The organism is Novosphingobium sp. NFX11 (genome assembly GCF_057376415.1).
Map to the genome: position 1 here is coordinate 331891 of NZ_CP080385.1, position 21558 is coordinate 353448.

17 protein-coding genes and 2 pseudogenes are annotated in these 21558 nt (G+C 65.9%); 7 read left to right on the forward strand and 12 right to left on the reverse strand.

Going from position 1 to position 21558, the window contains the following annotated elements:
- Window positions 1–12: 12 nt before the first annotated feature.
- The 3 genes and pseudogenes from KZO24_RS19335 (at window position 13) to pnuC (ending at window position 4011) form a co-directional block, all read left to right on the forward strand.
- On the forward strand, window positions 13–2298 hold the full coding sequence (locus KZO24_RS19335) for a TonB-dependent receptor (RefSeq protein ID WP_486487562.1): 2286 nt from the start codon (window positions 13–15) through the stop codon (window positions 2296–2298).
- 1 nt (window position 2299) lies between these two features.
- Window positions 2300–3433: pseudogene (locus tag KZO24_RS19340) on the forward strand (phosphotransferase enzyme family protein).
- Entirely contained in the window at window positions 3433–4011 is a 579-nt protein-coding gene (pnuC, locus tag KZO24_RS19345; protein WP_271182944.1) for a nicotinamide riboside transporter PnuC, read from the forward strand. The pseudogene KZO24_RS19340 and the gene pnuC overlap by 1 nt, the downstream one beginning before the upstream one ends.
- Here the strand turns inward: pnuC and KZO24_RS19350 are convergent.
- From KZO24_RS19350 to KZO24_RS19390, 9 genes are all read right to left on the reverse strand, one after another.
- Entirely contained in the window at window positions 4006–5505 is a 1500-nt protein-coding gene (locus tag KZO24_RS19350; protein ID WP_271182943.1) for an aldehyde dehydrogenase family protein, read from the reverse strand. The two genes, pnuC and KZO24_RS19350, sit on opposite strands and share 6 nt — an antisense overlap.
- 58 nt (window positions 5506–5563) lie before the next feature.
- The gene (locus KZO24_RS19355; RefSeq protein ID WP_486487563.1) at window positions 5564–6652 is read right to left on the reverse strand and encodes an FAD-dependent oxidoreductase; all 1089 of its coding nucleotides are present in this window, start codon (window positions 6650–6652) and stop codon (window positions 5564–5566) included.
- Between the two features lie 15 nt (window positions 6653–6667).
- Window positions 6668–8506, reverse strand: coding sequence for an alpha/beta fold hydrolase (locus tag KZO24_RS19360; protein WP_271182941.1), 1839 nt, complete (start codon window positions 8504–8506; stop codon window positions 6668–6670).
- Between the two features lie 99 nt (window positions 8507–8605).
- A complete protein-coding gene (locus tag KZO24_RS19365) occupies window positions 8606–9523 on the reverse strand; it encodes a LysR family transcriptional regulator (protein ID WP_271182940.1) in 918 nt (305 codons plus the stop codon).
- A gap of 42 nt (window positions 9524–9565) precedes the next feature.
- Window positions 9566–10885, reverse strand: coding sequence for a dicarboxylate/amino acid:cation symporter (locus KZO24_RS19370; RefSeq protein ID WP_271182939.1), 1320 nt, complete (start codon window positions 10883–10885; stop codon window positions 9566–9568).
- A 67-nt stretch (window positions 10886–10952) separates the two neighbouring features.
- Window positions 10953–11579 (reverse strand): glutathione S-transferase, encoded by a 627-nt coding sequence (locus KZO24_RS19375; protein ID WP_271182938.1) that lies wholly within the window; start codon window positions 11577–11579, stop codon window positions 10953–10955.
- Between the two features lie 4 nt (window positions 11580–11583).
- Window positions 11584–12168 carry a hypothetical protein gene (locus tag KZO24_RS19380; RefSeq protein ID WP_271182937.1) on the reverse strand — a complete coding sequence of 195 codons (585 nt, stop codon included), beginning with the start codon at window positions 12166–12168 and terminating at the stop codon, window positions 11584–11586.
- Window positions 12169–12225: 57 nt separating this feature from the next.
- Window positions 12226–12891 (reverse strand): murein L,D-transpeptidase catalytic domain family protein, encoded by a 666-nt coding sequence (locus KZO24_RS19385; RefSeq protein WP_271182936.1) that lies wholly within the window; start codon window positions 12889–12891, stop codon window positions 12226–12228.
- Between the two features lie 119 nt (window positions 12892–13010).
- The gene (locus KZO24_RS19390) at window positions 13011–13544 is read right to left on the reverse strand and encodes a VOC family protein (RefSeq protein WP_271182935.1); all 534 of its coding nucleotides are present in this window, start codon (window positions 13542–13544) and stop codon (window positions 13011–13013) included.
- A 168-nt stretch (window positions 13545–13712) separates the two neighbouring features.
- On the opposite strand from KZO24_RS19390, the gene KZO24_RS19395 reads away from it, so the two are divergent.
- The 3 genes from KZO24_RS19395 (at window position 13713) to KZO24_RS19405 (ending at window position 16980) form a co-directional block, all read left to right on the forward strand.
- On the forward strand, window positions 13713–15068 hold the full coding sequence (locus KZO24_RS19395) for an aromatic ring-hydroxylating oxygenase subunit alpha (RefSeq protein WP_271183152.1): 1356 nt from the start codon (window positions 13713–13715) through the stop codon (window positions 15066–15068).
- A complete protein-coding gene (locus tag KZO24_RS19400; protein ID WP_271182934.1) occupies window positions 15065–16411 on the forward strand; it encodes an aromatic ring-hydroxylating oxygenase subunit alpha in 1347 nt (448 codons plus the stop codon). The genes KZO24_RS19395 and KZO24_RS19400 overlap by 4 nt, the downstream gene beginning before the upstream one ends.
- A gap of 71 nt (window positions 16412–16482) precedes the next feature.
- Window positions 16483–16980, forward strand: coding sequence for a methylated-DNA--[protein]-cysteine S-methyltransferase (locus KZO24_RS19405; RefSeq protein ID WP_008830387.1), 498 nt, complete (start codon window positions 16483–16485; stop codon window positions 16978–16980).
- A gap of 4 nt (window positions 16981–16984) precedes the next feature.
- On the opposite strand, the pseudogene KZO24_RS19410 reads toward KZO24_RS19405, so the two are convergent.
- The 3 genes and pseudogenes from KZO24_RS19410 to KZO24_RS19420 all read right to left on the reverse strand — a co-directional run bounded on the left by KZO24_RS19410 (window position 16985) and on the right by KZO24_RS19420 (window position 19594).
- A pseudogene (locus KZO24_RS19410) lies at window positions 16985–17742 on the reverse strand (SDR family oxidoreductase).
- Between the two features lie 138 nt (window positions 17743–17880).
- A complete protein-coding gene (locus KZO24_RS19415; protein WP_271182932.1) occupies window positions 17881–18801 on the reverse strand; it encodes an SDR family oxidoreductase in 921 nt (306 codons plus the stop codon).
- A 106-nt stretch (window positions 18802–18907) separates the two neighbouring features.
- Window positions 18908–19594 carry a TetR/AcrR family transcriptional regulator gene (locus KZO24_RS19420; RefSeq protein WP_271182931.1) on the reverse strand — a complete coding sequence of 229 codons (687 nt, stop codon included), beginning with the start codon at window positions 19592–19594 and terminating at the stop codon, window positions 18908–18910.
- Between the two features lie 272 nt (window positions 19595–19866).
- On the opposite strand from KZO24_RS19420, the gene KZO24_RS19425 reads away from it, so the two are divergent.
- Entirely contained in the window at window positions 19867–21501 is a 1635-nt protein-coding gene (locus tag KZO24_RS19425) for a class I adenylate-forming enzyme family protein (protein WP_271182930.1), read from the forward strand.
- The last annotated feature ends 57 nt before the right edge of the window (window positions 21502–21558 follow it).

Here is a 21558-nt window from a genome sequence, read left to right on the forward strand (position 1 = left end):
GGACGCGAGACTATGACGGGCAATTTTTCGTATCTCTGTGGCGCGGCGCTGGCATTCCCGGCCCTGTTCGCGGCGGCTCCGGCGCTGGCTGACGAGGCCGATGCCTCGCCGATCCAGGTCATCGGTCATGCCGACCCCGAGGGCCTGCTGCCCGACCAGACCGAACCCAAGGCGGTCAGCGCGATCTCGTCCGAGTTCATCGTCAAGCAGGCACCGACATTCAACGCCTTCCAGTTGGTGAACCTGCTACCCGGCGCCAATGTATCGATGAGCGACCCTTACGGGCTCTCGGCCAGTTCCAGCCTGACACTGCGCGGGCTGGGGCAGGACCAGATCGGCGTGCTGATGGAAGGGGCGCCGCAGAACGACATCGGCTATTACAACGCCTATCCTTCGCAGTTCGCCGATGCCGAGAACGTGCGTCAGGTCAGGCTCGTGCAGGGCGGGGCGGACATCGATGCGCCGGTCGTCGCGGCGGCAGGCGGCCTGTTGTCGCTGACGCTGGATGACCCGAAGGAGCGCATGGGCGGACTGGTCAACCTGTCGATCGGCTCGTTCGACGAGCGGCGCGCTTTCGTGCGCTTCGATACCGGCGAGATCGGCAATACCGGGCTCAAGGCCTTCGTGTCGTACTCCAACAACCGCGCCGACAACTGGCGGGGGCCAGGCTTCGACAAGCGCCAGCACATCGACGCCAAGCTGCTCGCCGAATGGGGCGAGGGCAACCGCGCCAGTCTGGCCCTGTCGTTCAACGAGGCCGAGACTTCGGGCTATCCGGCGCCGACGCTGGCCGATTGGCGCGCTTACGGTCGCGGTTTCAATTACAGCACGAAGTATACCGAAGGCGATACCGGGTACTGGCGCCTTTACCGCGCGCCGTTCCGTAACCTCTACGCCTCCGCGCCGGTGCATCTGAACTTCGGCAGCGGTCTGACGCTCGACAGCACCACGTATCTCCAGTTCGGCTACGGCAACGCGCCTTACGGGACGCAGTTGACCACGACCGGCAATTACCTCGGCACCGAGGAACTGACGCAGCCGGTGGAACTGCCGGGAGCGGTGGACGGCCTACGCACGGTGATGGGGAACTGGACCGGCAAGCAGATGCGCACTGGCAACGTCAGCAAGCTGACGCTGGAGGCCGGCGCGCACACGATCACGGCGGGGCTCTGGTTCGACTACGGCACCGACCGGGTACAGCAGACCTACACCTCGATCGGCGCGGAGGGGCAGCCCTTCGACAAGTGGGGCTATCCGAGCAAGGCGATCCGCACTGCGGACGGCCGCCTGCTCGCTTACGAGAACGCGCGTACGGTCACGGTGACCAAGGGCTTCTTCGTCGCCGACAGCGTGACCGTCACGCCGCGCCTGACCGTCGATGTGGGCTTCAAGGGCGTGGATTTGCTGCGCAATGGCCGCAACCATCTGCCGGGGCCGCAGGACAAGGTGCATACCGACAGCTTCGCGGCGCTCCCGCGCGCGTCGGTGCACTACAAGCTGGACGAGCGGCAGCAGCTGTTCGCCAACGTGACCACGAACTTCCGCACGCCTAACGAGTTCGCGCTCTACAACAGCTACTACGGCGGCGAGGTGGTGCAGCAGGGGACTTCGAACCTCAAGAACGAGTACTCGGTTTCCGAGGAACTGGGCTATCGCTATATCGGGCCGAGCCTGTCGTTCTCGCTGACCGCGTTCCATTATCACTTCCGCAACCGGCAGGTGGCGACGGTGATCAATAGCGGCGGGGCGCTGGTCAATTCTACGGTCAATGGCGGCAGTCAGACCAGCTACGGCCTCGATGCCGAGATCGACTATCGCCCGGCCAAGGGCGTCAGCATCTACGCCTCGGGCGAATATCTGCACACGCGGCAGGACGACGACCTGGCCATCGGCGGCGACTATCTGCCGACGAAGGGCAAGCGCGCGGTTTCGAGCCCCGAGTTCCAGTTTGCCGTGGGCAGCACCTATGACGACGGGCGCCTGTTCGGCAGCACCGCGCTCAAGTACGTTGGGCGGCAATATTCGTCGTTCATGAACGACGAGAGCATCAAGGGCTATGCGACGCTCGACCTAGCGATCGGTGTGCATCTGGCCGGGCTGATCGATGCGCAGCGCATGGACTTGCGGGTCAACGCGATAAACGTGACCAATCCGCGCGTGCTTTCGGGCGTGTACTCGGTCAGCAGCAACACGCAGGACACGGTGGGTCGGGGCGGCACGGTGATCTCCGGCTCTGCACCCGCCTATTACATCGGCGGCGGCCGGGCGGTGGTGGCGACGCTGTCGCGCGCGTTCTGACATGAGCGGCGCGGTGTCTCGGGCGGACCATCTCGTGCACGGGATGGGTACGGAGCTTGAGGCGGCCGTCTGGCCCGCGATAACGGAGGCCGAGGCGGAAGGCGTTCTCGCGCACTTCCCGAAAGTCGGGCGACTGGAAGCGCTGCGCTGGCATTCCCCTCGTCCGTTCTCGGCCGCGACGCTGGTGGAAGCGGGCGGGGAAACGCTGTTCCTCAAGCGCCACCACCGCGCGGTGCGCTCCCCGCCGCGCTGGGCGAGGAGCACGCCTTCATGGCACATCTGCGGGCGAAAGGGCTGAGCGTGCCCGAGGTCATGGTGACGTCGGACGGCGGCGGAGCGGTGGCGCAGGGGGAATGGACGTACGAACTCCATCGCCGGGTGCCGGGCATCGATCTCTACCGCGAGCGGCAGTCGTGGACGCCCTTCCTCTCGCATGATCATGCTTTCGAGGCTGGCGTCGCGCTGGCCCGGCTGCATGCGGCTTCGCGTGATTTCGCAGCCGAGGCGCGAGAGGATCGTCCGCTGGTCGCCAGCTTCACCATCGTGCCTTCGTCCGACCCGCTCGCGGCGGCCGAGGCTTATGTGGCAGCACGGCCGGCTCTCGACGCCTACCTCGATGGCAAGTCATGGCGCCGTGAACTGGCTCGACTGTTCGATGCGCTGGGCGAGGGAATTGTGGACCGGATCAAGGGTCGGCCTACCCTATGGACGCACAACGACTGGCACCCTTCCAACCTCTTATGGTCCGTTAGGGGCACTGTGAGTGCCGTTATCGATTTCGGTCTCGCGACCCGGACTTGCGCTATCCACGACCTCGCCACGGCGATCGAGCGAACGGCCATTCCCTGGCTGGAAATCGGCGGAAATGCGGGCGATCCGCAGGCGGCTCGGGCAGTGATCGCGGGCTACCGGACGGTCCTCCCGCTGACCGGCGCGGATGTTCGGACGATCGCCTGTCTCGCTGCCGCTGGTGCATGTCGAATTCGCTTTGTCGGAAGTTGATTATTTCGCAGGAATCCTCGCTGATCGCGGTCAGGCCGACCTCGCGTGGCAGGGCTATCTCATCGGGCACGCCGAGTGGTTCCTGTCCCCGCCGGGACGCGATTTCCTGAGCCGGTTGGAGGCCGCAGCCTGATGTCGATACTGGAGATTGTCGCCGTCGTCGTCAGCTTCCTCGGCATCTGGTTCACTGCCCGCCGCTGGATGCTGTGCTGGCCGGTCAACCTGTTGGCCTGCGCCTTGTATTTCAAGGTTTTCCTCGACGTGCGCCTCTATTCCGACATGGTGCTGCAGGCGCTGTTCGGCGTCGCGATCCTCTACGGCTGGGCGTCCTGGGGGCGCGGGAAGGCCGATAGCGGCGACATCGTCGTCAAGCCGCTATCGCTGCTCGGCGCTGCGGTGGGCCTCGGCGCCGGGGCGATCGGTGCGGCCGCGATAGGCTGGCTCGCCAGCCGTTACACCGACGCCGCCTTGCCGTGGATGGACGCGGGGCTGAGCAGCTTCAGCCTCGTCGCCCAGTACTGGACGGCGCGGCGGCAGTCGGCCAACTGGCTGCTGTGGATCGCGGTGGACGTGCTCTACGTCGGCATGTTCGCGTTCAAGGACTTGTGGCTGACGGCGGGGCTCTACGCCGCGATGGTCGCTCTTGCCGTGCTCGGCTACCGGCGCTGGCGGGCAGCGGCGGCACGGCAAGGGCAGACCGCCGCCTTATAGGCGCGCCGTCACCGCCTTGGTCTCGAGATAGCCGTCGAGGCCCTCCTGACCGAACTCGCGGCCCCAGCCGGACTGGCCGTAGCCGCCGAACGGAATATTCGTACCCACCGCGCCGTGGCAGTTGATCGAGACATGCCCCGAACGCACCCGCTTCACCAGCCGGTGCGCCGCCGCCATGTCCCGCGTCCAGACGCTGCCCGACAGGCCGTAAGGCGTGTCGTTGGCAAGCCGCGCCAGTTCGTCGAGGTCGGTCGTCGCGACCTTCTGCACTGCCATGACGGGGCCGAAAATCTCCTCGCGCATGACCGCCATGTCGGGCGTGCAGTCGGTGAAGATCGTGGGCTGGACGAAGTCGCCCGGCCGCGCCAGCTTTTCGCCGCCGGTGACGAGCCGGGCTCCGGCTGCTTTGGCGGCCTCGATATGCGCCATGACCTTGGCGCAGTGCGCCTCGGAAATCAGCGGCCCCTGCATCGTCGCGGGATCGAGCCCGTGGCCCAGCGTCATGCCCGAGGCGAACTGCACCAGCCCCTCGATCAGCGCGTCATGGATGTCCTCATGCGCGAAGATGCGGGTTCCGGCCATGCAGTTCTGGCCCTGCAGGAAGAACGTCGCCATCGCGACGCCAGGCACGGCGAGGGCGAGGTCGGCGTCGGGCATGACGATGACCGGGCTCTTGCCGCCGAGTTCGAGGCTGACCTTCTTGAGGTTCCCCATCGCCGCCATGACGATGCGCCGCCCGGTCGCGGTCGATCCGGTGAACGAGACCTTGTCCACGTCCGGGTGCTCCGCCAGCGCTTGTCCGGCAGTCGCGCCGAAGCCGTTGACGATGTTCACCACGCCCGCCGGGAAGCCCGCCTCGCCGATCATGTCGGCCAGTGCCAGCAAGGAAAGCGGGGTTTCCTCCGATGGCTTGACGACGACCGTGCAGCCCGCCGCCAGCGCCGGGGCGAGCTTGAGGATCGCGGTTGACAGCGGCACGTTCCACGGCACGATCTGGCCGACGACGCCGACCGGTTCGCGCAAGGTGTAAGTCAGCGCTTCGGCCTCGGCGGAGACATGGCGCGGCGGGGTGGTGGTGGTGCCCTCGATACGCAGGATCGCGCCTGCATAGTAGTCCACCATCTCGACGCAGTTGGCGGTGGTGAGCCCGGCGATGAAGCGCGGCATGCCGTTGTCGATCACGTCGAGTTCGGTCAGCAGCGTCGCGTTCGCCTCCATGATCCGCGCGAGGCGCTGCAGGATCGCGGTGCGCTCGGCGGCGGCCATGCGGCCCCACGGACCTTCGAAAGCACGACGCGCGGCGTCGACGGCGCTGCCGATCTGCGTCTTGCCGCCGACATGGAAGCGGGCGAGCACAAGGCCGGTCGCCGGATCGCGGGTTTCGTGGAAGGCCTCGCCCTCGACCCGCTCACCATTGATGAGAAGGCGCATGTCGTTATCGAGGAAAGCGAGGGTTTCAGGAGAGAGTGTGTGTCCGTCAAAGGGCTGGGTCATCGTCATACTTCCACCGTGCGGCAATCGTACTGGAACAGGCCGAGCGATTCCTCGTCCTTCATCTCGCCAAGACCGAAGAGGGCGGCATCCTGCCCCTGCATGCGGTCGGCATTGGCGTTGGATTCCGCCTGGATGAAACTCGCGCGTTCATGGCGTGCGGCCTGATAGCGGGCAAGCCCCCACCGATCGTGTTCGAGGCCCGGAGTGCGCGGGCGAGCACCACGCCATCCTCGATCCCGCAGGCGGCGCCGTGGCCGAGGAATGGGGTCATGGCGTGCGCGGCGTCGCCGATCAGCGTCACGTTGTCGTCGATGATCCAGTTGGGCAGGGCGCTGCGGGCATTGATCGCCCACTTGAACAGGGGCTGGGCGCAAGCCGCATCGACCAGCTTCTGTGTATCGTCGCACCAGCCAGCGTAGATGCCGTGCAGTTCGGCGGGGTCGGCGGGGAGCATCCAGCCTTCCTCGTTCCACCCGGCCTGCCTGGCGAAGAACACGAGGTTCATCACTTTCGATCCGCGCACGTTGTAGCGGTTGAGCATTGCGCCGGGGCCGATGAAGATGCCGGGGAAGTCCGAAAGTTCCTGCAATTCCGGCGTCACCGGCACCAGCGCGCGCCATGCGACGTGGCCTGTGAAGTGCGCGGCCGTCGTTTCGAAGCGCTGGCGGATGACGGACTTCACGCCGTCCGCGCCGACCAGCAGGTCGCCGCCGATGCGCTCTCCGCCCGCAAGGATCGCCTCGGGGCCTTCGCTGCCGACCACGGCTGCGCCGCAGCGGACCTCGACGCCTGCATCGAGGGCTGCGGCAGTCAGGACTTCATGCAGGTCGGCGCGGTGGATGGTGACGTAAGGCGCGCCGTACTTGGCGCGCTGTGTGGAACGGTCCATCTGCACCAGCGTGCGGCCGTCCTGCCAGTGCTGGATGCGCTGGCGGGTAGGCTCGACGCCGACCGCTGCCGCCTTCTCGCAGACGCCGAGGAAATCGAGGCCCTTCATGGCGTTGGGCGACAGGGTCACACCCGCGCCGATCTCTCCGAGTTGCGGCGCGGATTCGAGCAGCGTGACGCGGAAGTCCTGCTGTGCCAGCGCGGCAGCTGCGGTCATTCCGGCGATGCCGCCGCCGACGATTACGATGTGCTTGCTCATGGCATTCTACTCCAATCAGGCCGCATCGTTCAGCGAGACGATGACCTTGCCGAACGCGCCCGATGCGGTGCGGGTGTAGGCGGCTTCCGCTTCCTCGAAGGGGAACACCCGGTCGATGACGGGACGCAGGCTGTTGTCTTCCATGAAGGCCACCAGCGCTTCCTGATCGGCGCGCGAGCCGACCAGTACCGCACTGACGCGCAATGCCGCGAAGATCATCGGCATCGCGGGAATGTCGCCTCCGAAACCGTCGAGCGCGCCAATCAGGGCAAGGTGGCCATCGAGGCCGAGGCTGGCGATCGACTTGCCTATGGTGCCGCTGCCGCCCAGTTCGACCACCTGATTGACGCCCGCGCCGCCGGTGATGGCGCGCACCGCGTCGGCCCACTCGGGCGTGGTGACGTAGTTGACGCCGGAGTGGGCGCCCATCGCCTTGACCGTCTCGATCTTCTCGTCGCTGGAGGAGAGCACGATCGCCTTCGCGCCTGCTGCAACCGCGATCTGCAAAGCGAACAACGCCACGCCGCCGGTGCCGATGATCAGGACCCAGTCATCCTTCTCCAGCTTGCCGAGCGTCATCAAGGCGCGCCATGCGGTGACGCCGGCGCAGGGCAGGGCGGCTGCTTCCTCCCAACTCCAGCCCTCGGGAATGCGGGTGATGCCGGAGGCCGAAAGCACGACATAGTCCGCGAAGACGCCCGGCCCACCGCCACCGAGGGACGAGACCGCAGCGGGCAGGGTCAGGCGGCCATCCGCCCAGTTTTGACAGAACGTCGAGGCGACCCGGTCGCCCACCTGCCAGCGTTCGACGCCCGCGCCAAGCGCGACGATTTCGCCTGCTGCATCGGACAACGGCGTGAAGTTGTCGGCACCGTTCACCGGGTAGCTGAGGTCGCGGATGCTGACGTCGCGGCGGTTGATCGAAACCGCGTGGACCCGCACGACCACTTCGCCCTGCGCGGGCGAAGGAACCTGCGTGTCGGCGCGTACGAGGTCATACCCGGTGTCGCCCTGCTTCAGTGCGTAGCGCTTGTTTGCCATGGTCTTGTCCGTTGCGTGAGGAGGCTGGATGAAGTCGAGAACTGCGCGAGCGAACTGGCCCGCCTGGCGTTCCGGCGTGGCGAGGAAGGCCGGGCCGGTCGGATGGAAGGGCACGGCGGGGAAGTCTTCGCGGAACCGCGCCAGCATTCCCCCGAGGGTGAGTGGATCGTCGGCTGCCTGCACGATCTGCACCGGGCAGCGGACCTCGCGGAACACCGCGCCGAAATCCTGCGCGAAGATCGCGTCGAAGGCTTGGTCACGCGCCTCCATGGCGGTGAGCGCGCCGAGCGTCTCCGCATGAACGAGCGGGCCGTCGTAGTCGAGGAACAGGCTTTTCATCAGGTCCCAGCAATCGGAGACGTGCGAGCCGTCACGCGCGATCGGCGCGGCGTTGCCGATGTCGGCGCGCATCTTGGCGCGATCTTCCTCGGGCGCATAAAGAACGCCGGAAAGGGTTAGCGACTGCGCCCGCTCCGGCGCGAGCCGGGCCATTTCCGCGGCGAAATGCGTGCCGGTGTGATGCGCGGCGAGGTGGAATGTCCCGATGCCGAGAGCGTCGAGCGCCTCCAGCAGCCAGCGGCCATAGTCCTCGGTCGAGGGGCTCCCGTCGGGCCGGAAGGATTGCCCGAAGCCGGGGGTGTCGAGCGCCACGGCGGCATGGTGGCCGTCGAGATAATCCAGTATCGCGTCGAAGCTGGAAGACGACACCGGCGTGCGGTGCAGGAGGATCAGCGGGATACCCGGTCCGTCGACCGAACGGAAATGGATTTGCCCCGCACGCGTGTGTGCGTAGCCCTTGGTCTGACCGGCCATGCGAATTCCCTTGCCGCTTGCGGCCGCAGCACGGCCTCATCGCTTCCCGCGGCAAAGTCTACGGCCGGCGAAATGGCGCGACCAGCAACTCGGGAGAATTTACGACAACTGTTGGTTGTCGTCCTCATGCATTCCGAGATAGGCCTTCACGATGTCGCAATAGGCGGTGACGACCGGAGTAGGCCGGGCGTGGCGCCGGGTCGCCATGACAAGCTCCCATCCCGCGTCCTCCGGCTCGACTGGAAGCACGGCGAGCAGGCCATCGCGCATGTGGGGGCGGGCCTGCCGAAGAGGCGCGATCCACCAGAAGTCGCTGCGACGCAGCCACGCCATTGCGAAGTCGATCGAGGCTGCCTTCAGCATCGGTCGCGGTGCCGGCGACCCGGCGAAGATCCGTTCTAGATAGCTCTCGCCGCGCGGGTAATTGTGGATCGCCAGCATGGGATAGTGCGCAAGCATTGCCGTGGAGACGGTGTCCGCCTGTGCGAGAGGATGATCCTTGCGCACAACCACCACGTTGCGGTCGCGGGCGATGACGCTGGTGGTAACGAGATGCCGGGGGATCTGCTCGGGGCTGGAGCAGAGGATCAGGTCGAGATCACCCTGCAGCATCGTGTCGCGCAGCAGCGGGAAGTCGCCGCGATCCACGGAGAGGCGCGCTTCTGGATAGCGCTCGTGGAAAATCCGGAGCGTGTCGGGAATGGCCTCGCTCAGAAGGTTCGGCGTCGCGCCGATGCGCAGGTGGCCGTGCTTGCGGCCCATGGTATCGGCAAGGGCGTCGTCGAAGCGGCGCACGTCGGCAAGGATGTCGCGCGCGTAGGCCAGCAGTTGCCGCCCTTCCTCGGTCAGCAGCACCGCCTGTCGCCCGCGTTCGAACAGGCTGATGGACAGGCTGCGCTCCAGTTGAAGGATGCTCTTGCTGACGGCTTGCTGGGACAGGTTGACGCGCTCGGCGGCGAGCCGGAAGTTGCGCGCCTCGGCGACCGCGAGGAAGTGTCTCAGCTGGCGGATTTCCATCGAGGGCTGCGTACTTCATCGCGAGGGGGTCCGCCAGCCTGATCAGGCTGCGACAGCTTTTTCAGGAGCGCTCACGGCAGAGATGACGGTGGCGCATACGAGGTCGCCGATGACGTTGAGGGTCGTGCGGCACATGTCGAGGAAGCGATCGACGCCGATGATGAGGCCGATGCCCTCGGGCGGGACGCCGACGCTGCCGAGTATCAAGGCCACCACCGGCAGCGACCCCGCCGGGACGCCCGCCGTGCCGATCCCGGCGAGGATGCAGATCACCATCACGTAGAGCTGCTGGCCCAGGCTCAGCTCCACGCCGAAGAACTGCGCGAGGAACAGCACCGTCACGCCCTCGAACATGGCGGTGCCGTTCTGGTTGGCGGTAGCGCCGATCGTGAGCACGAAGCGGGCTACCTTGTTGGGCAGGTGGAGTTCCTCGTCGGCGACGCGCAGCGAGGTGGGCAGGGTGGCGTTGGAACTCGCGGTCGAGAACGCCAGCAGGCTGACTTCGCGGGTCGAGCGGAAGAAGGCGATCGGATTCCTGCGCGCAACGAAAGCCAGGAGCAGGGGATAGACGCCGAACATCTGCAGGCCCAGCGCCAGCAGCACGACCCCCGCGAAGGCCGCGAGCTTGCCCAGCAGGTCCCATCCGAACTGCGCCGAGAGATTGAACATGAAGCAGAAGATCGCGATCGGCGCGAGTTGGATGACGATGCCGATCAGTTTCATCGCAACCTCGAAGACGCCTTCGATGGCATCCTTGAGCGTCTCCGTGCGCGGGCTCTGCACCAGCAGCAGCCCGATGCCGAAGAACAGTGCGAAGAACATGACGGCGAGGATATCGTTCTCGCTCATCGCGGTGATCACGTTGGAGGGCACCAGCGCCAGCACGGCATCGACGCCGGTGGTCGATTTTGCCGAAGTCTGCAGGATGCTGCCGGCCGAATCCGCACCCTTGGCGAGCAGTTCCTGCGCTGCCTGCCGGTCCACGCCGTCCCCCGGCCTCAGGACATTGACGAGGGCGAGGCTGATGGCAACCGCGATCCCCGAGACGATCAGGGTATAGACCAGCGTGGCTAACCCGACGTTCCGCAAGGCGCGGATCTCGCCCATCTCCGCAATGCCGATGACGAGCGCGGAGAACAGCAGCGGCAGCACCAGCATGAACAGCAGCCGCAGGAAAATCTGCCCGATGGGCATCGTGACATATTCGACGAGGGGCGCGATCCATGGCGCGTCGGGGGCGAGCGTGTACGTCAGCAGTCCTGCACCGAGACCAAGCACGAAGCCTGCAAGAATGCGAAGCTGCAGCCGCTTGTGCCTTGCACGGCCGGGCGCGCTGTCGGAGGTTTCGCTAGCCTGATCCATGCCTACGGTCGGTTCCCTGACTTCGCGTGCCTGTGGAAGACAAAGTCCGAGCGGGGCAAACGTTGCCTCAGTGCGGGAACATCACCGTCGGGGTTTCAGGCGCCCACGGCGGCACGCGCACCATCGCGGCGTCGAACAGCGGTGATGAGAGGTGCCGGGAGAGCCAGTCTTGCACGTGGGACGGTGCATGCGCAGCGAACCATTCGCTGTCCACGGCCGCGAACTGACGCACGAAGGGCATGACTGCGGCGTCCGACAGTCCCCGCGCTTCGCCCGAGAGGTTGGCGGTTCGTGTCAGTCGCGCGTCCAGTTCGCGCACGAAATCGAGACCGCTCGAACGGTGCAGCAATGGGTCTCCATCGTGACGCTCGGGATACTTGTAGCGGTCGAGGTCGTGCTTGAAAGATCCGTCGTTGACGGCGATGAGCGCGGGATCGTCACGATCGAGCCAGCCTTCGGGATCATTTGCGGCGAGCACCCGGCGCATGATGTCGATGCTCTGGTCGATCACCTCGCCGTCCGGCATGACCATCACCGGAACAGTGCCTTTGGGAGACACCGCCAGCATGGCCCGGGGCTTGGCGGAGAGTTTGACCTCCCGCAGTTCGCAGCGCATTTCGCTTACGATCACTGCCAGCCTTGCCCGCATCGCGTAAGGGCAGCGGCGAAAGCTGTAGAGGATCGGCGCAGTCAAGTCTTCAGTCGCCGGACAGAAGGCGATAGGCGGCGGTCATCAGTCGATCGACATCCTCGCTGCTCAGCACGTATTGCGGCTCGTACTCCAGCCCTACGCGGCGCGCTCGGCGCCACTGGTCGGCGTAGAGGCCCTTGTCCTGGCCGAAGACTGAATGAACGTGCCGCGCGAGTTCCGGGTGGCAATCGGCCGAACGGGCAAGCCCGAAGATGGCGACGTCGACGACGTGGGCGCCGACCATGATCCAAACATGCCCATTCCATGTAGGCTTGTCCTCGCCGAATACCTGCGCCCCGTCGAATGGCTCGCAGTCGCCGCGTACAGGCGTGCCGTCGATGCTCAGCGTACCGGCCACCAGATGCACGGGGGCATTGAGATGGCGTTCCAGTTGCACGGCAAGCGCAGCGCTGAGCAGCATTCCGGTTCCGGGCTGCTGCGGGAACACTTTCAGAAGATCGGCGGCGCAGGCGGCGATGCGCGCCTGGTCGGCCTCGGTCCATGCGTAAGCCTTGAATGCCTTGGCGGCGGCCCAGCCATGGGTGGCGGCGACGCGCTGGCCAAGTTGGACGAGGTCTTTCACGGGAGGCATGGCATTCTCGGCAGGAGAGGACGGGGCTTGGCCCATAGGCCAGTCAAGCCGCCCGGCTCAAGCCCGTCCGGCGTAGATCATCCGTCCCTTGCCGAGAAACCGGAAGACATCGTCGAGCTTGTTCTCACCCACCGCGAAACAACCCTGGCTGCGCCCGAGCTTGCCGTGCGCGCGGATCATGTCGTCATTCGCATACCACGCGCTATGGATCACGACCGCGCGATCCAGCGCATTGTTGTTGGTCGTATCGAGCCCGATCAGGCGCTGCGAACGGCCATGCTTGCCGACGTAATAGTCGTCGGTGAGAAAGGCGCCCTCGCTCGACGCATTGGACCCGAAGGCGTTCGAAAACCGCTCGGCAAAGCCGGTATGGTGCGGGTCGGAACCCGAGCCGTGAGCGACCAGCAGCTTCGAGGCCTTGCCATCGATAACGTCGAGAAAATGCATGCGCATCTCGGAAGATGGCGCGTCGAAATCGACTATCGCGATGCGATCATGGGCCTTGATCAGCTTCGAATGCCGATCGAGCCAGGCGAGCGCCTTGCGCAGCAGCTTGGGATCGACGGTGGAGAATGTCGAACGCGGAGCGGCGGGACGCGCTTCGACCAGCTTCGGCGGTGCCGGAATACGCACGGGCGCTGGCGGCGCCAACGGCCCGAGCGATCTCGAGGTAGACTGCGCCAGCGCGCCGATTCCAACGGCCGCGCTTCCGGCCATGAACATGCGCCTGCTCAATCGGGAGGATTCTTCCGTCATGAGCCCGATATGGGGATTCTCGAGGAAACTTCAAATCGGACCATATCCGTTACGGATATGCCTTGGGGCATTTTCGCAAGGGCTTTTCAGATCGAGCGGCGCGGATCGGAGCCGTCCCAGGCCGCCGCCGCGCCCTTGATCATGGCGAACAGCTCGACCATCGGCGGCAGCGGTGCGATGACCTCGATCAGAGGGCTGAGGCCGTCGCGAGCCGTGTCCAGATAGGCGAAGCGCGACAGCGGCAGGCGGCCTTCCAGCAGCACGGGCACGCCGTCCGCCCGTGCCTGTGCCAGCGTGGCCTCGTAGTCGTCGATCCAGGTGCCGTAGTGATGCACGCCGCTTTTGCCGCTTTCCAGGAAATCGCGGTAGGTGGACGGCGCCGCGCCGGGCTGGATCAGTTCGATCATCGTGTCGCCGCTGTAGCTGATCGAGACGCCTCCGAAGATCGGTTCGTCCAGCGGCGCCGGGCTGTCGGCGACGGAAAGTTCCTCGAAGGGAAGGGGAATCGGGAAGTCGTAGAAGGGTCCGACTCCCATCGATTTCGTCCAGTGCTCGACCGCTTCGTCAAGGTCGGGGACGACGTAGGCGATCTGGAAAATCCTGCCATAGATGCGGCTCATCTCGGTCACTCTCCCGCTATGCCGCGTTCCCGCGTCCGGTCGGCACGGGTGGTCGCGATCCTTCTTGAAAAACATTCATGACTGTTTTCTACTGAATGTCCACCCCGAGGGTGAGTCGGACATGAGAGACGGCCGCCCGGTGGATCCCAGAGGAGAGGGATGACCATGATGAAGCTCGATTTCGACGACTGGAACATCCACGTCGGCACGCCGCATCCGTTCAACGCGCGGGTGTCGCCCGCGATCGACAACGGCACCGGGCGGCCCGACCCGTGCCGCTACCACGACCGCGCCTTCATGCGCGAGGAGTGGGAGAAGGTCTTCGCGAAGAGCTGGCTGCTCGCCGGACCTGCTTCCGACATTCCGGAGTCGGGGGACTTCTTCACTTTCGATGTCGGTCCCGAGAGCTTCATCGTCGTGCGCGGCGACGACGGCGCGATCCATGCGCACTACAACGTCTGTCCGCATCGGGGCAGCCGTCTGGTGACTGCAGACTTCGGCTCGCTCGACCGCTTCACCTGCCCGTTCCATTCGTGGAAGTTCGACCTCGAGGGCCGTAACGTCGCGGTCACCGATCCGGAGACGTTCCGGCCCGAAGTGCTTTGCCACGACCGCAATCTCACTTCGGTACGCTGCGAGGTGGCGGTGGGGCTGGTGTTCATCTGCATGGACCCGCAGATCGAGCCGCTGAAGCAATGGCTGGCGCCGATCCTGCCGCATCTGGAACTCTACGACATCGATCGGATGTACGTGGTGCAGCACCGCCGCTCGGACTGGGGCGCGAACTGGAAGGGCGGGGTGGATGCCTTCGCCGAGATCTACCACCTCCATGCCGTCCACCCGCAGACGCAGTGCCTGATGGACGACCGCACCCAGATCGACCTCTGGCCTGGCGGTCTCTCGAGGCAGTTCGTGCCTTTCGCGCAGCCTGCCGCGCGCTACGGCGATCAGGAGACGGTTAACCCCGGCATCCAGTCGATGCTGCGCGATGCAGGTATCGATCCCGAGACTTACAACGGCACCGCCGCAGAGACGCGCCGCGCGGTGCAGGTGGCCAAGCGCCGCCGTTCCGCAGACCTCGGGCTCGGCTATGAGCGGTTCAGCGACAGCCAGCTCAGCGATTCCGTGGTCTATGGCCTGTTTCCCAATGCCCAGATCGGCTGCCACCCGGAGGCGATCTTCCTCCACCGCTTCCTCCCGCACGCGAGCGATCCGAACCAGTTCACGTACGACACCTGCATCCTCTACCGCCACGTCGATGCGCCCGGTTACAGCGCTCCGGCATGGATGGGGCTGGGCGAGGACACCGACCTTTCCGGCGCCACCCGGCCCGAGATCGTCCACACGGGCCTCGGCGAGCCGCCGGGGCTTGGCGAAGTGCTGGACCAGGACTCTGATCTGCTGCCCATCGTGCAGGCGGGCGCCCGCTCGCGTGGTTTCCGGGGGCCGCTGTGGAGCGAGCAGGAAGGCCGCCTGCGCCACTTCCACGCCGAACTCGACCGCCGGATGGAGGCAGGCGTATGAACTACGATCCGCGCAGCTGGACTGTCCACAAGGGCTCCGATCACCCCTTCGACCAGCCCGCCCCGGCGATCGACAACGGCACCGCGCGCCCTGATCCCGCGCGCTACACCTCGCCCGAATTCTTCGCCCGCGAATGGGATGAGGTCTTCGCCCGCACCTGGCTGCTCGCCGCGCCGTCCAGCGACATTCCCGAGCCCGGCGACTGGGTGAAGTTCGATACCGGCCCGGAGAGCTTCATTGTCGTTCGGCAGACGGACGGCTCGGTCGCGGCGCACTACAACGTGTGCCCGCACCGGGGCAGCCGCCTCGTCACCGGAGAGATGGGAAGCCAGGACAGCTTCACCTGTCCGTTTCACTCGTGGCGTTACGGGATCGACGGGCACAACCAGAAGGTGACCGACGCCGAGACCTTCCGCCCCGAAGTGCTTTGCCATGGCACCGACCTGACCTCGGTTCGCGCGGAGGAAGCGGCGGGCCTCGTCTTCATCAACATGGACGAGGGCGCGCGGCCGCTGGCCGAGTTTCTCGCACCGATCCTGCCGATGCTGGAGACTTACGGCATGGACCGGATGCACGTCGTCCAGCATCGCCGGTCGGACTGGGCGGCGAACTGGAAGGGCGGGATCGACGCTTTCTACGAGAGCTATCACCTCCACGCGATCCATCCGCAGACGATGGGAGTGATCGACGACCGCACGCATATCGACCTCTTCCCGCACGGCCTCTCGCGCCAGTTCGTGCCGATGGCCCAGCCCAACTCGCACTTCCCGGATCAGGAGAGGATCAATCCCGGCATCGCCATGCTGCTGGCCGACGCGGGCGTCGATCCGGACAGCTTCACCGGCACCGCCATGGAAAGCCGCGCCGCGGTGGCCCATGCCAAGCGGGAGCGGGCGGCGCGGATCGGGCTGGACTATTCGCACTTCTCCGATGCGCAACTGACCGATGCGACGATCTTCGGGATATTTCCCAATACCCAGATCGGCTGCCACCCCGAAGCGGTGTTCCTCCATCGCTTCAAGCCGCACGCCGGCGATCCGGAGCAGTTCACCTACGAAACCACCATCCTTTACCGCCACGTCGATGCCCCCGGCTATGGCGCGCCGGGCTGGATGGGGCTGGGCGCGGAGGTCGACGTGACGGGCGCGACGCGGCCCGAAGTGGTCCATACCGGGCTCGGCGAACCGCCGGGTATGGGCGAGGTTCTGGATCAGGACTCCGACCTGCTGCCGATCGTTCAGGCGGGCGCGCGTTCGCGGGGGTTCCGTGGTCCTTTATGGGGTGAGCAGGAAGCTAGGCTGAGGCACTTCCACGTCGAACTGGACCGTTGGCTGGAAGGTTAGATGGCACAAATGTTCCGGTTATGATCCTCTGACGGATTGACACCCGGCGCGGCGGCGGCAAGGAGGCGCGGATGGAACAGCCTCTCTATCGCCGCACGATGCCGTCGCCGGTGGGCGAACTCACGCTGGTGGGCGGCGACGCCGGGCTGGTCGCGGTGTTGTGGGAGAATGATCGGCCGGACCGGGTTCCCCTCGGCCCGCTGATCGATGAGGAGCATCCGGTTCTAGCGGCCACGCAGACACAGCTGCGCGAATACTTCGCGGACGGGCGACGCGTGTTCGACCTGCCGCTGGATTTCCGGGGCACGGAATTCCAGCGCAAAGTCTGGGCCGCGCTGCTGGAAATTCCCTTCGGCGAAACGCGAAGCTACGGCGAGATCGCGCGCGGGTTCGGCACTCCGGGTGCAAGCCGCGCGGTCGGCGCGGCGAACGGGCGCAACCCCATCTCGATCATCGCGCCGTGCCACCGGGTGATCGGCAAGAGCGGCAACCTCACCGGTTTCGCCGGCGGCATCGAGGCGAAAGCCTGGCTGCTGGCGATGGAGGAAGGGCAGCCGCTCCTGCTCTGACCGGTCAGAACGGCCTGATCGTCACGCCGTTGTCGATGACAAGCTCCGCGCCGGTGATGAAGCGGGATTCGTCCGAGGCGAGAAACAGCACCAGCGCCGCGACGTCCTTGGGATGGCCCGGCGTGCCCGGAGGCAGGACGCCGTCCGGGATTTCCTTGGGCTTGTCGAGGCGGCCTTCGGCGGTTTGCACCATCGGCGTCTCGATCGCACCGGGGTGCACCGAGTTGCAGCGGATCTTGTAGCCCTTTTCCTGGCACATCACCGCGACCGACTTGGTCATCGCCCGCACCGCGCCCTTGGCGGCGGAATAGGCGAAGAAGATCGGATAGCCGAGCAGGGCGCCGGTCGAACTCATGTTGACGATGGAGCCGCCGCTCCCTTGTTCATCAGCGGAATCGCATGTTTGCAGCCCAGGAACACGCCGTCGGTCATGATCGCGCTGACCCAGCGGAACTGTTCGAGCGTGGTATCCTCGACATCGGCGTTGAGCACCACGCCCGCATTGTTCACCAGCACGTCGAGCCTGCCGAAGCGCGCCTCGATCTCCTGCATGACGGCGATCCACTGCCCTTCGTCCGCCACGTCGAGCGCCATCGCCAGTGCGCCGCCACCGATGCGGTCGGCTACGGCGAGCGCGGTCTCCAGCTTCACGTCGGTGACGACCACGGTGGCGCCTTCACGGGCGAGCGCCTCGCAGTCCGCCGCTCCCAGCCCCGAGCCGCCGCCGGTGACCAGCGCAACCTTGCCTTCAACCCGGCCCATGTCTCTCTCCATCCGTTGTTTTCTAAAAACAGAGCAGTCATTCCCGCGAAGGCGGGAACCCATCTCCTGACGATGCCTGTTGCACGCTCATCAGTTGGGTCCCCGCCTTCGCGGGGATGACGGGAAGAGGGAGCAGGGCTACGCCGCCCCGTCCTCGCTGAAATATTCCGGCATTCCGGCAGGCCAGATCACGCCCCACTGGGCCTGCCCGCCGTCCATGATGATGAGGTCGCCATTGATGAACCGCGCCGCCGGGGAGGCCAGGTAGGCGATCGCCTCGGCCACGTCCCAGGCGTTGCCGCGCATCCGCATCGGGTTGGCCTTGTGGAAGCGCTTGAGCGCTTCTTCCGGGTACATGCGGAAGCCCTCGGTCTCGATTACGCCGGGGCCGATGCAGTTGACGCGGATGTTCCACTGCGACCACTCGGTGGCAAGCGTCTTGGAGAGGTAGATCACCCCCGCGCGCGCCGCGCAGGTGTGCGCCGCCTGCGGCATGCCGCGCTCGACGTTGGCGACGATGTTGACGATGTTGCCCGGCTTGCCGTCCTCGCGCCAGCGCTTGGCGGCTTCCTGCATCATCCACCAGGTCCCGTTGAGGTTGGTGTCGATCACCGCCAGCCAGCCCTTGCGGGTGAAGTCTATGGCGTCCTGTGGGAACTGCCCGCCCGCGTTGTTGACCAGCGTATCGAGCCCGCCGAAGTGGTCATGGACCGTGCCGATCAGCGCCTCGACGCCTTCGGGATCGCGGATGTTGGTCGATACGGCGAGGACTTCGCTGCCGACCTCCTCGCGCACGAGGTCCACGGTGGTCTGCAGCTTGTCCATATCGCGCCCGCAGATCGCGACGTTGGCGCCCAGCCTGGCCGCCAGGAACGCCGCCGCCTTGCCCATGCCGCTGCCCGCGCCCGTAATCAGTACCGTCTGCCCGGCGAGCATGTCGTCACGGTAGATCGTGGACTGCTGGCGCAGCGCCTCTTCGTCGAGGCCGCGCGCCGGACGGTCCGGGCCATCGTCTTCGGGGCGGAACACTTTCGCGGTGTAGTTGCTGGGCGCGTTCAAATCTCTTGTCCTCACGAATCGGGACAGAGGCCGACTTGCGCCGCGTTGATCCTCTGCCCGCCACCACGGTAGCGGCGGGCGATCAAAAAGACAAACAAGATTGTTTTTACGAGACGGCGGCACCCTTGTGCCACGGCATCAGCGCGCGGATCTGGTTCTCAAGATGGGTCAGCATGGCCGGCACCTTGGCCTTGTCCATGGCGCCGGTCTGCACCGCGATGGCCATGCCTTCGAGGATCGTCTGGGACAGGTTCATGGCCATGTCGAACTGGGCCGGAGCATCACGCCATTCGGGGAAGAGGGCATCGGCCTGCGCGTTGAAGCGTTCGCGAAATTCCTCCTGTAGCGGGAAGAGGATCGCGCCGAGGTCCTTGTCGGTGCGCGCCGCCACGGCAAGTTCGTGGAAGGCGATGAACGCGGGTTTCTGGACCTGTGCCCAGTAGACTTCCACCAGCGTGTCGACGTCGTGCTCCTCCGGCTTCTCGGCGGCGCGGCGGAAAGCGCGCAGGCGCTTTTCGTGCAGTTCGATGATCGTCGCCTTGATGAGCGCGGCGCCGTTCTCGAAGTGATGCATCATCGCCCCGCGAGACAGGCCCGCCTCCTCGGCCACGCGCGGCGTCGTGGTGTTGGCGTAGCCGTGCTTGACGAGGCAGCGCACCGTCGCCTCGATCAGCCGCGCGCGCGTCTGTGCCGCCTTGGTCGCCTGCAGGGTCGTGCCGCCATTCTTTGCGGGAGACGCCTTGGGAGCGGCAGGCTTTGCAGTGCGGGTGGTGCGCGTGCGCGAAAGGGCCATGTGATTCGCCTGGAAAATGCTGTCGGCAGTGATTGCGGATTCAATCCGCTTACGCTCTGGACCGCCCGTTAGGCAAGCACCCGAAGGCCCCGGATCGCGGCCATTCCTGCGGATATCGCCCCGCTGGCATCACCTTGCCACGCCTGTAAACAAAACAGACATGACTGATTGTATTTTTCCCGCCGCTTGATAAGCTGGCGTCAAACACAATTCGCATGATCGGGTGCTTTGCCGCGCGATCTGATAAGAGCACAGGGCATGGGAGAGCGGGAATGGGCGATAGGCCGATCCTGACTATGGGCGAGATGGTGCGATCCTCGGCAGGCAAGTTCGGGGACCGCGATGCGATCGTGCTGCCGGACCGGCGGCGGACGTATACCGAACTGAACGAGGCGGCGCGCAGCTGGGCGCGGGCGTTCGTGGCGATGGGCGTGAAGCCCGGCGACAACGTCGGTCTGCTGCTGCCGACTTGCGTGGACTTCATCACCGCGTTCTACGGCATCACCATGACGGGCGCCGTCGCGGTGCCGGTCAACGCGCGGTATCAGGCTAGCGAACTGGGCTTCGTCGCCGCCGACGCCGATCTCGTGACGATCATCACCATCGGCAAAGTCGCCGACGGTCTCGATTTCAGCGCACGTCTCGAAGCGGCGCTGCCCTCGCTGACGCAGGCGGAGGACCCTTGGGCGCTTGCCTTGCCCGAGGCGCCCCGCCTGCGCAGCATCGTGTGCCTGGACGATCGGTGCGCGCCTTATCTCGTCTCCGCCCGCGCGGCGTTGGGGGCGGGGCTTGAGACGCCCGAGGCCGAAGTGGATGCGCGGATCGACGCCGTCTCGCCGCAGGACACGGCGATGATCCTCTATACTTCGGGCACGACGGCCAATCCCAAGGGCGCGATGATCAGCCACCGCGCGCAAGTGGCGAACAGCCGCAATCTCGGTGTACGCTACGAATGCACCGGCGAGGACAAGGTCTGGTCGCCGCTGCCGATCTTCCACATCGCCGGCATCCTGCCGATGACGATGATCCTCGACCTCGGCGGCGTCTACATGACGATCCCGCGCTTCGATGCCGGGGTAGGGCTGGCGATGCTGGGCAAGGAGGGCGCGACGATCGCCTATCCCAGCTTCGTCACGATCATGCAGGACCTCATCACCCACCCGACCTTCAAGGATACCGACCTGTCGAAGCTGCGGGTGATGAACTCCAACTTCGCGGTCCAGCCCGAATGGATCAAACTGGCGGTGGCCGAGGCCATGCCGCACACCATCCAGGTCGGCACGTACGGGCTGACGGAAGGCGCGGGCACCGTCTCCACCAGCCGTCTTTCCGACAGCTATGACGTGCGCACCGGCCGCTGCGGGGTGCCGCTCGACGAGTGGAAGGTCCGCATCGTCGATCCCGAAACCGGCGAGGATTGCGGGCCGGGCGAGCAGGGCGAGATCGTGCTGGGCGGCCCGAACATCCTCAAGGGCTACTACAACGCCCCCGAAAAGACCGCCGAGGCCATCCGGGGCGGCTGGTTCTTCTCCGGCGACATCGGCTCGATCGACGCGGACGGCAACGTCATGTTCCATGGCCGCACCAAGGACATGCTCAAGGTCGGCGGCGAGAACGTCGCGGCGGCGGAGATCGAGGCCATGCTGCAGACTCATCCGGCGGTGAAGCTGGCGCAGGTCGTCAGCCTGCCGGACGACCGCTACTCCGAAGTCCCTGCCGCCTTCGTCGAACTCGCCGAGGGCGAGAGCGCCAGCGAGCAGCAGTTGATCGACCACTGCAAGGGCCGCATCGCCAGCTTCAAGATTCCGCGTCATGTGCGCTTCGTCGCGGAGTGGCCGATGTCGACCTCCAAGATCCAGAAGTTCCGCCTGCGCGAAGGGCTGATCGCGGAGTTGCAGGCGGTTTGAAACCGAAAATAAAAAAGGCAGTCGTGACTGTCTTTTTTATTGCATCGTCCGGGGCGA

Coding starts and splice junctions, on each gene's coding strand:
- KZO24_RS19360 (WP_271182941.1), bottom strand. CDS start 8,506: ATGGCCGGTCAGACCAAGGGCTACGCACACACGCGTGCGGGGCAAATC.
- KZO24_RS19405 (WP_008830387.1), top strand. CDS start 16,483: ATGGAACAGCCTCTCTATCGCCGCACGATGCCGTCGCCGGTGGGCGAA.
- KZO24_RS19420 (WP_271182931.1), bottom strand. CDS start 19,594: ATGGCCCTTTCGCGCACGCGCACCACCCGCACTGCAAAGCCTGCCGCT.
- KZO24_RS19365 (WP_271182940.1), bottom strand. CDS start 9,523: ATGGAAATCCGCCAGCTGAGACACTTCCTCGCGGTCGCCGAGGCGCGC.
- KZO24_RS19390 (WP_271182935.1), bottom strand. CDS start 13,544: ATGAGCCGCATCTATGGCAGGATTTTCCAGATCGCCTACGTCGTCCCC.
- KZO24_RS19400 (WP_271182934.1), top strand. CDS start 15,065: ATGAACTACGATCCGCGCAGCTGGACTGTCCACAAGGGCTCCGATCAC.
- KZO24_RS19425 (WP_271182930.1), top strand. CDS start 19,867: ATGGGCGATAGGCCGATCCTGACTATGGGCGAGATGGTGCGATCCTCG.
- pnuC (WP_271182944.1), top strand. CDS start 3,433: ATGTCGATACTGGAGATTGTCGCCGTCGTCGTCAGCTTCCTCGGCATC.
- KZO24_RS19380 (WP_271182937.1), bottom strand. CDS start 12,168: ATGCCTCCCGTGAAAGACCTCGTCCAACTTGGCCAGCGCGTCGCCGCC.
- KZO24_RS19355 (WP_486487563.1), bottom strand. CDS start 6,652: ATGAGCAAGCACATCGTAATCGTCGGCGGCGGCATCGCCGGAATGACC.
- KZO24_RS19370 (WP_271182939.1), bottom strand. CDS start 10,885: ATGGATCAGGCTAGCGAAACCTCCGACAGCGCGCCCGGCCGTGCAAGG.
- KZO24_RS19350 (WP_271182943.1), bottom strand. CDS start 5,505: ATGACCCAGCCCTTTGACGGACACACACTCTCTCCTGAAACCCTCGCT.
- KZO24_RS19395 (WP_271183152.1), top strand. CDS start 13,713: ATGAAGCTCGATTTCGACGACTGGAACATCCACGTCGGCACGCCGCAT.
- KZO24_RS19385 (WP_271182936.1), bottom strand. CDS start 12,891: ATGTTCATGGCCGGAAGCGCGGCCGTTGGAATCGGCGCGCTGGCGCAG.
- KZO24_RS19335 (WP_486487562.1), top strand. CDS start 13: ATGACGGGCAATTTTTCGTATCTCTGTGGCGCGGCGCTGGCATTCCCG.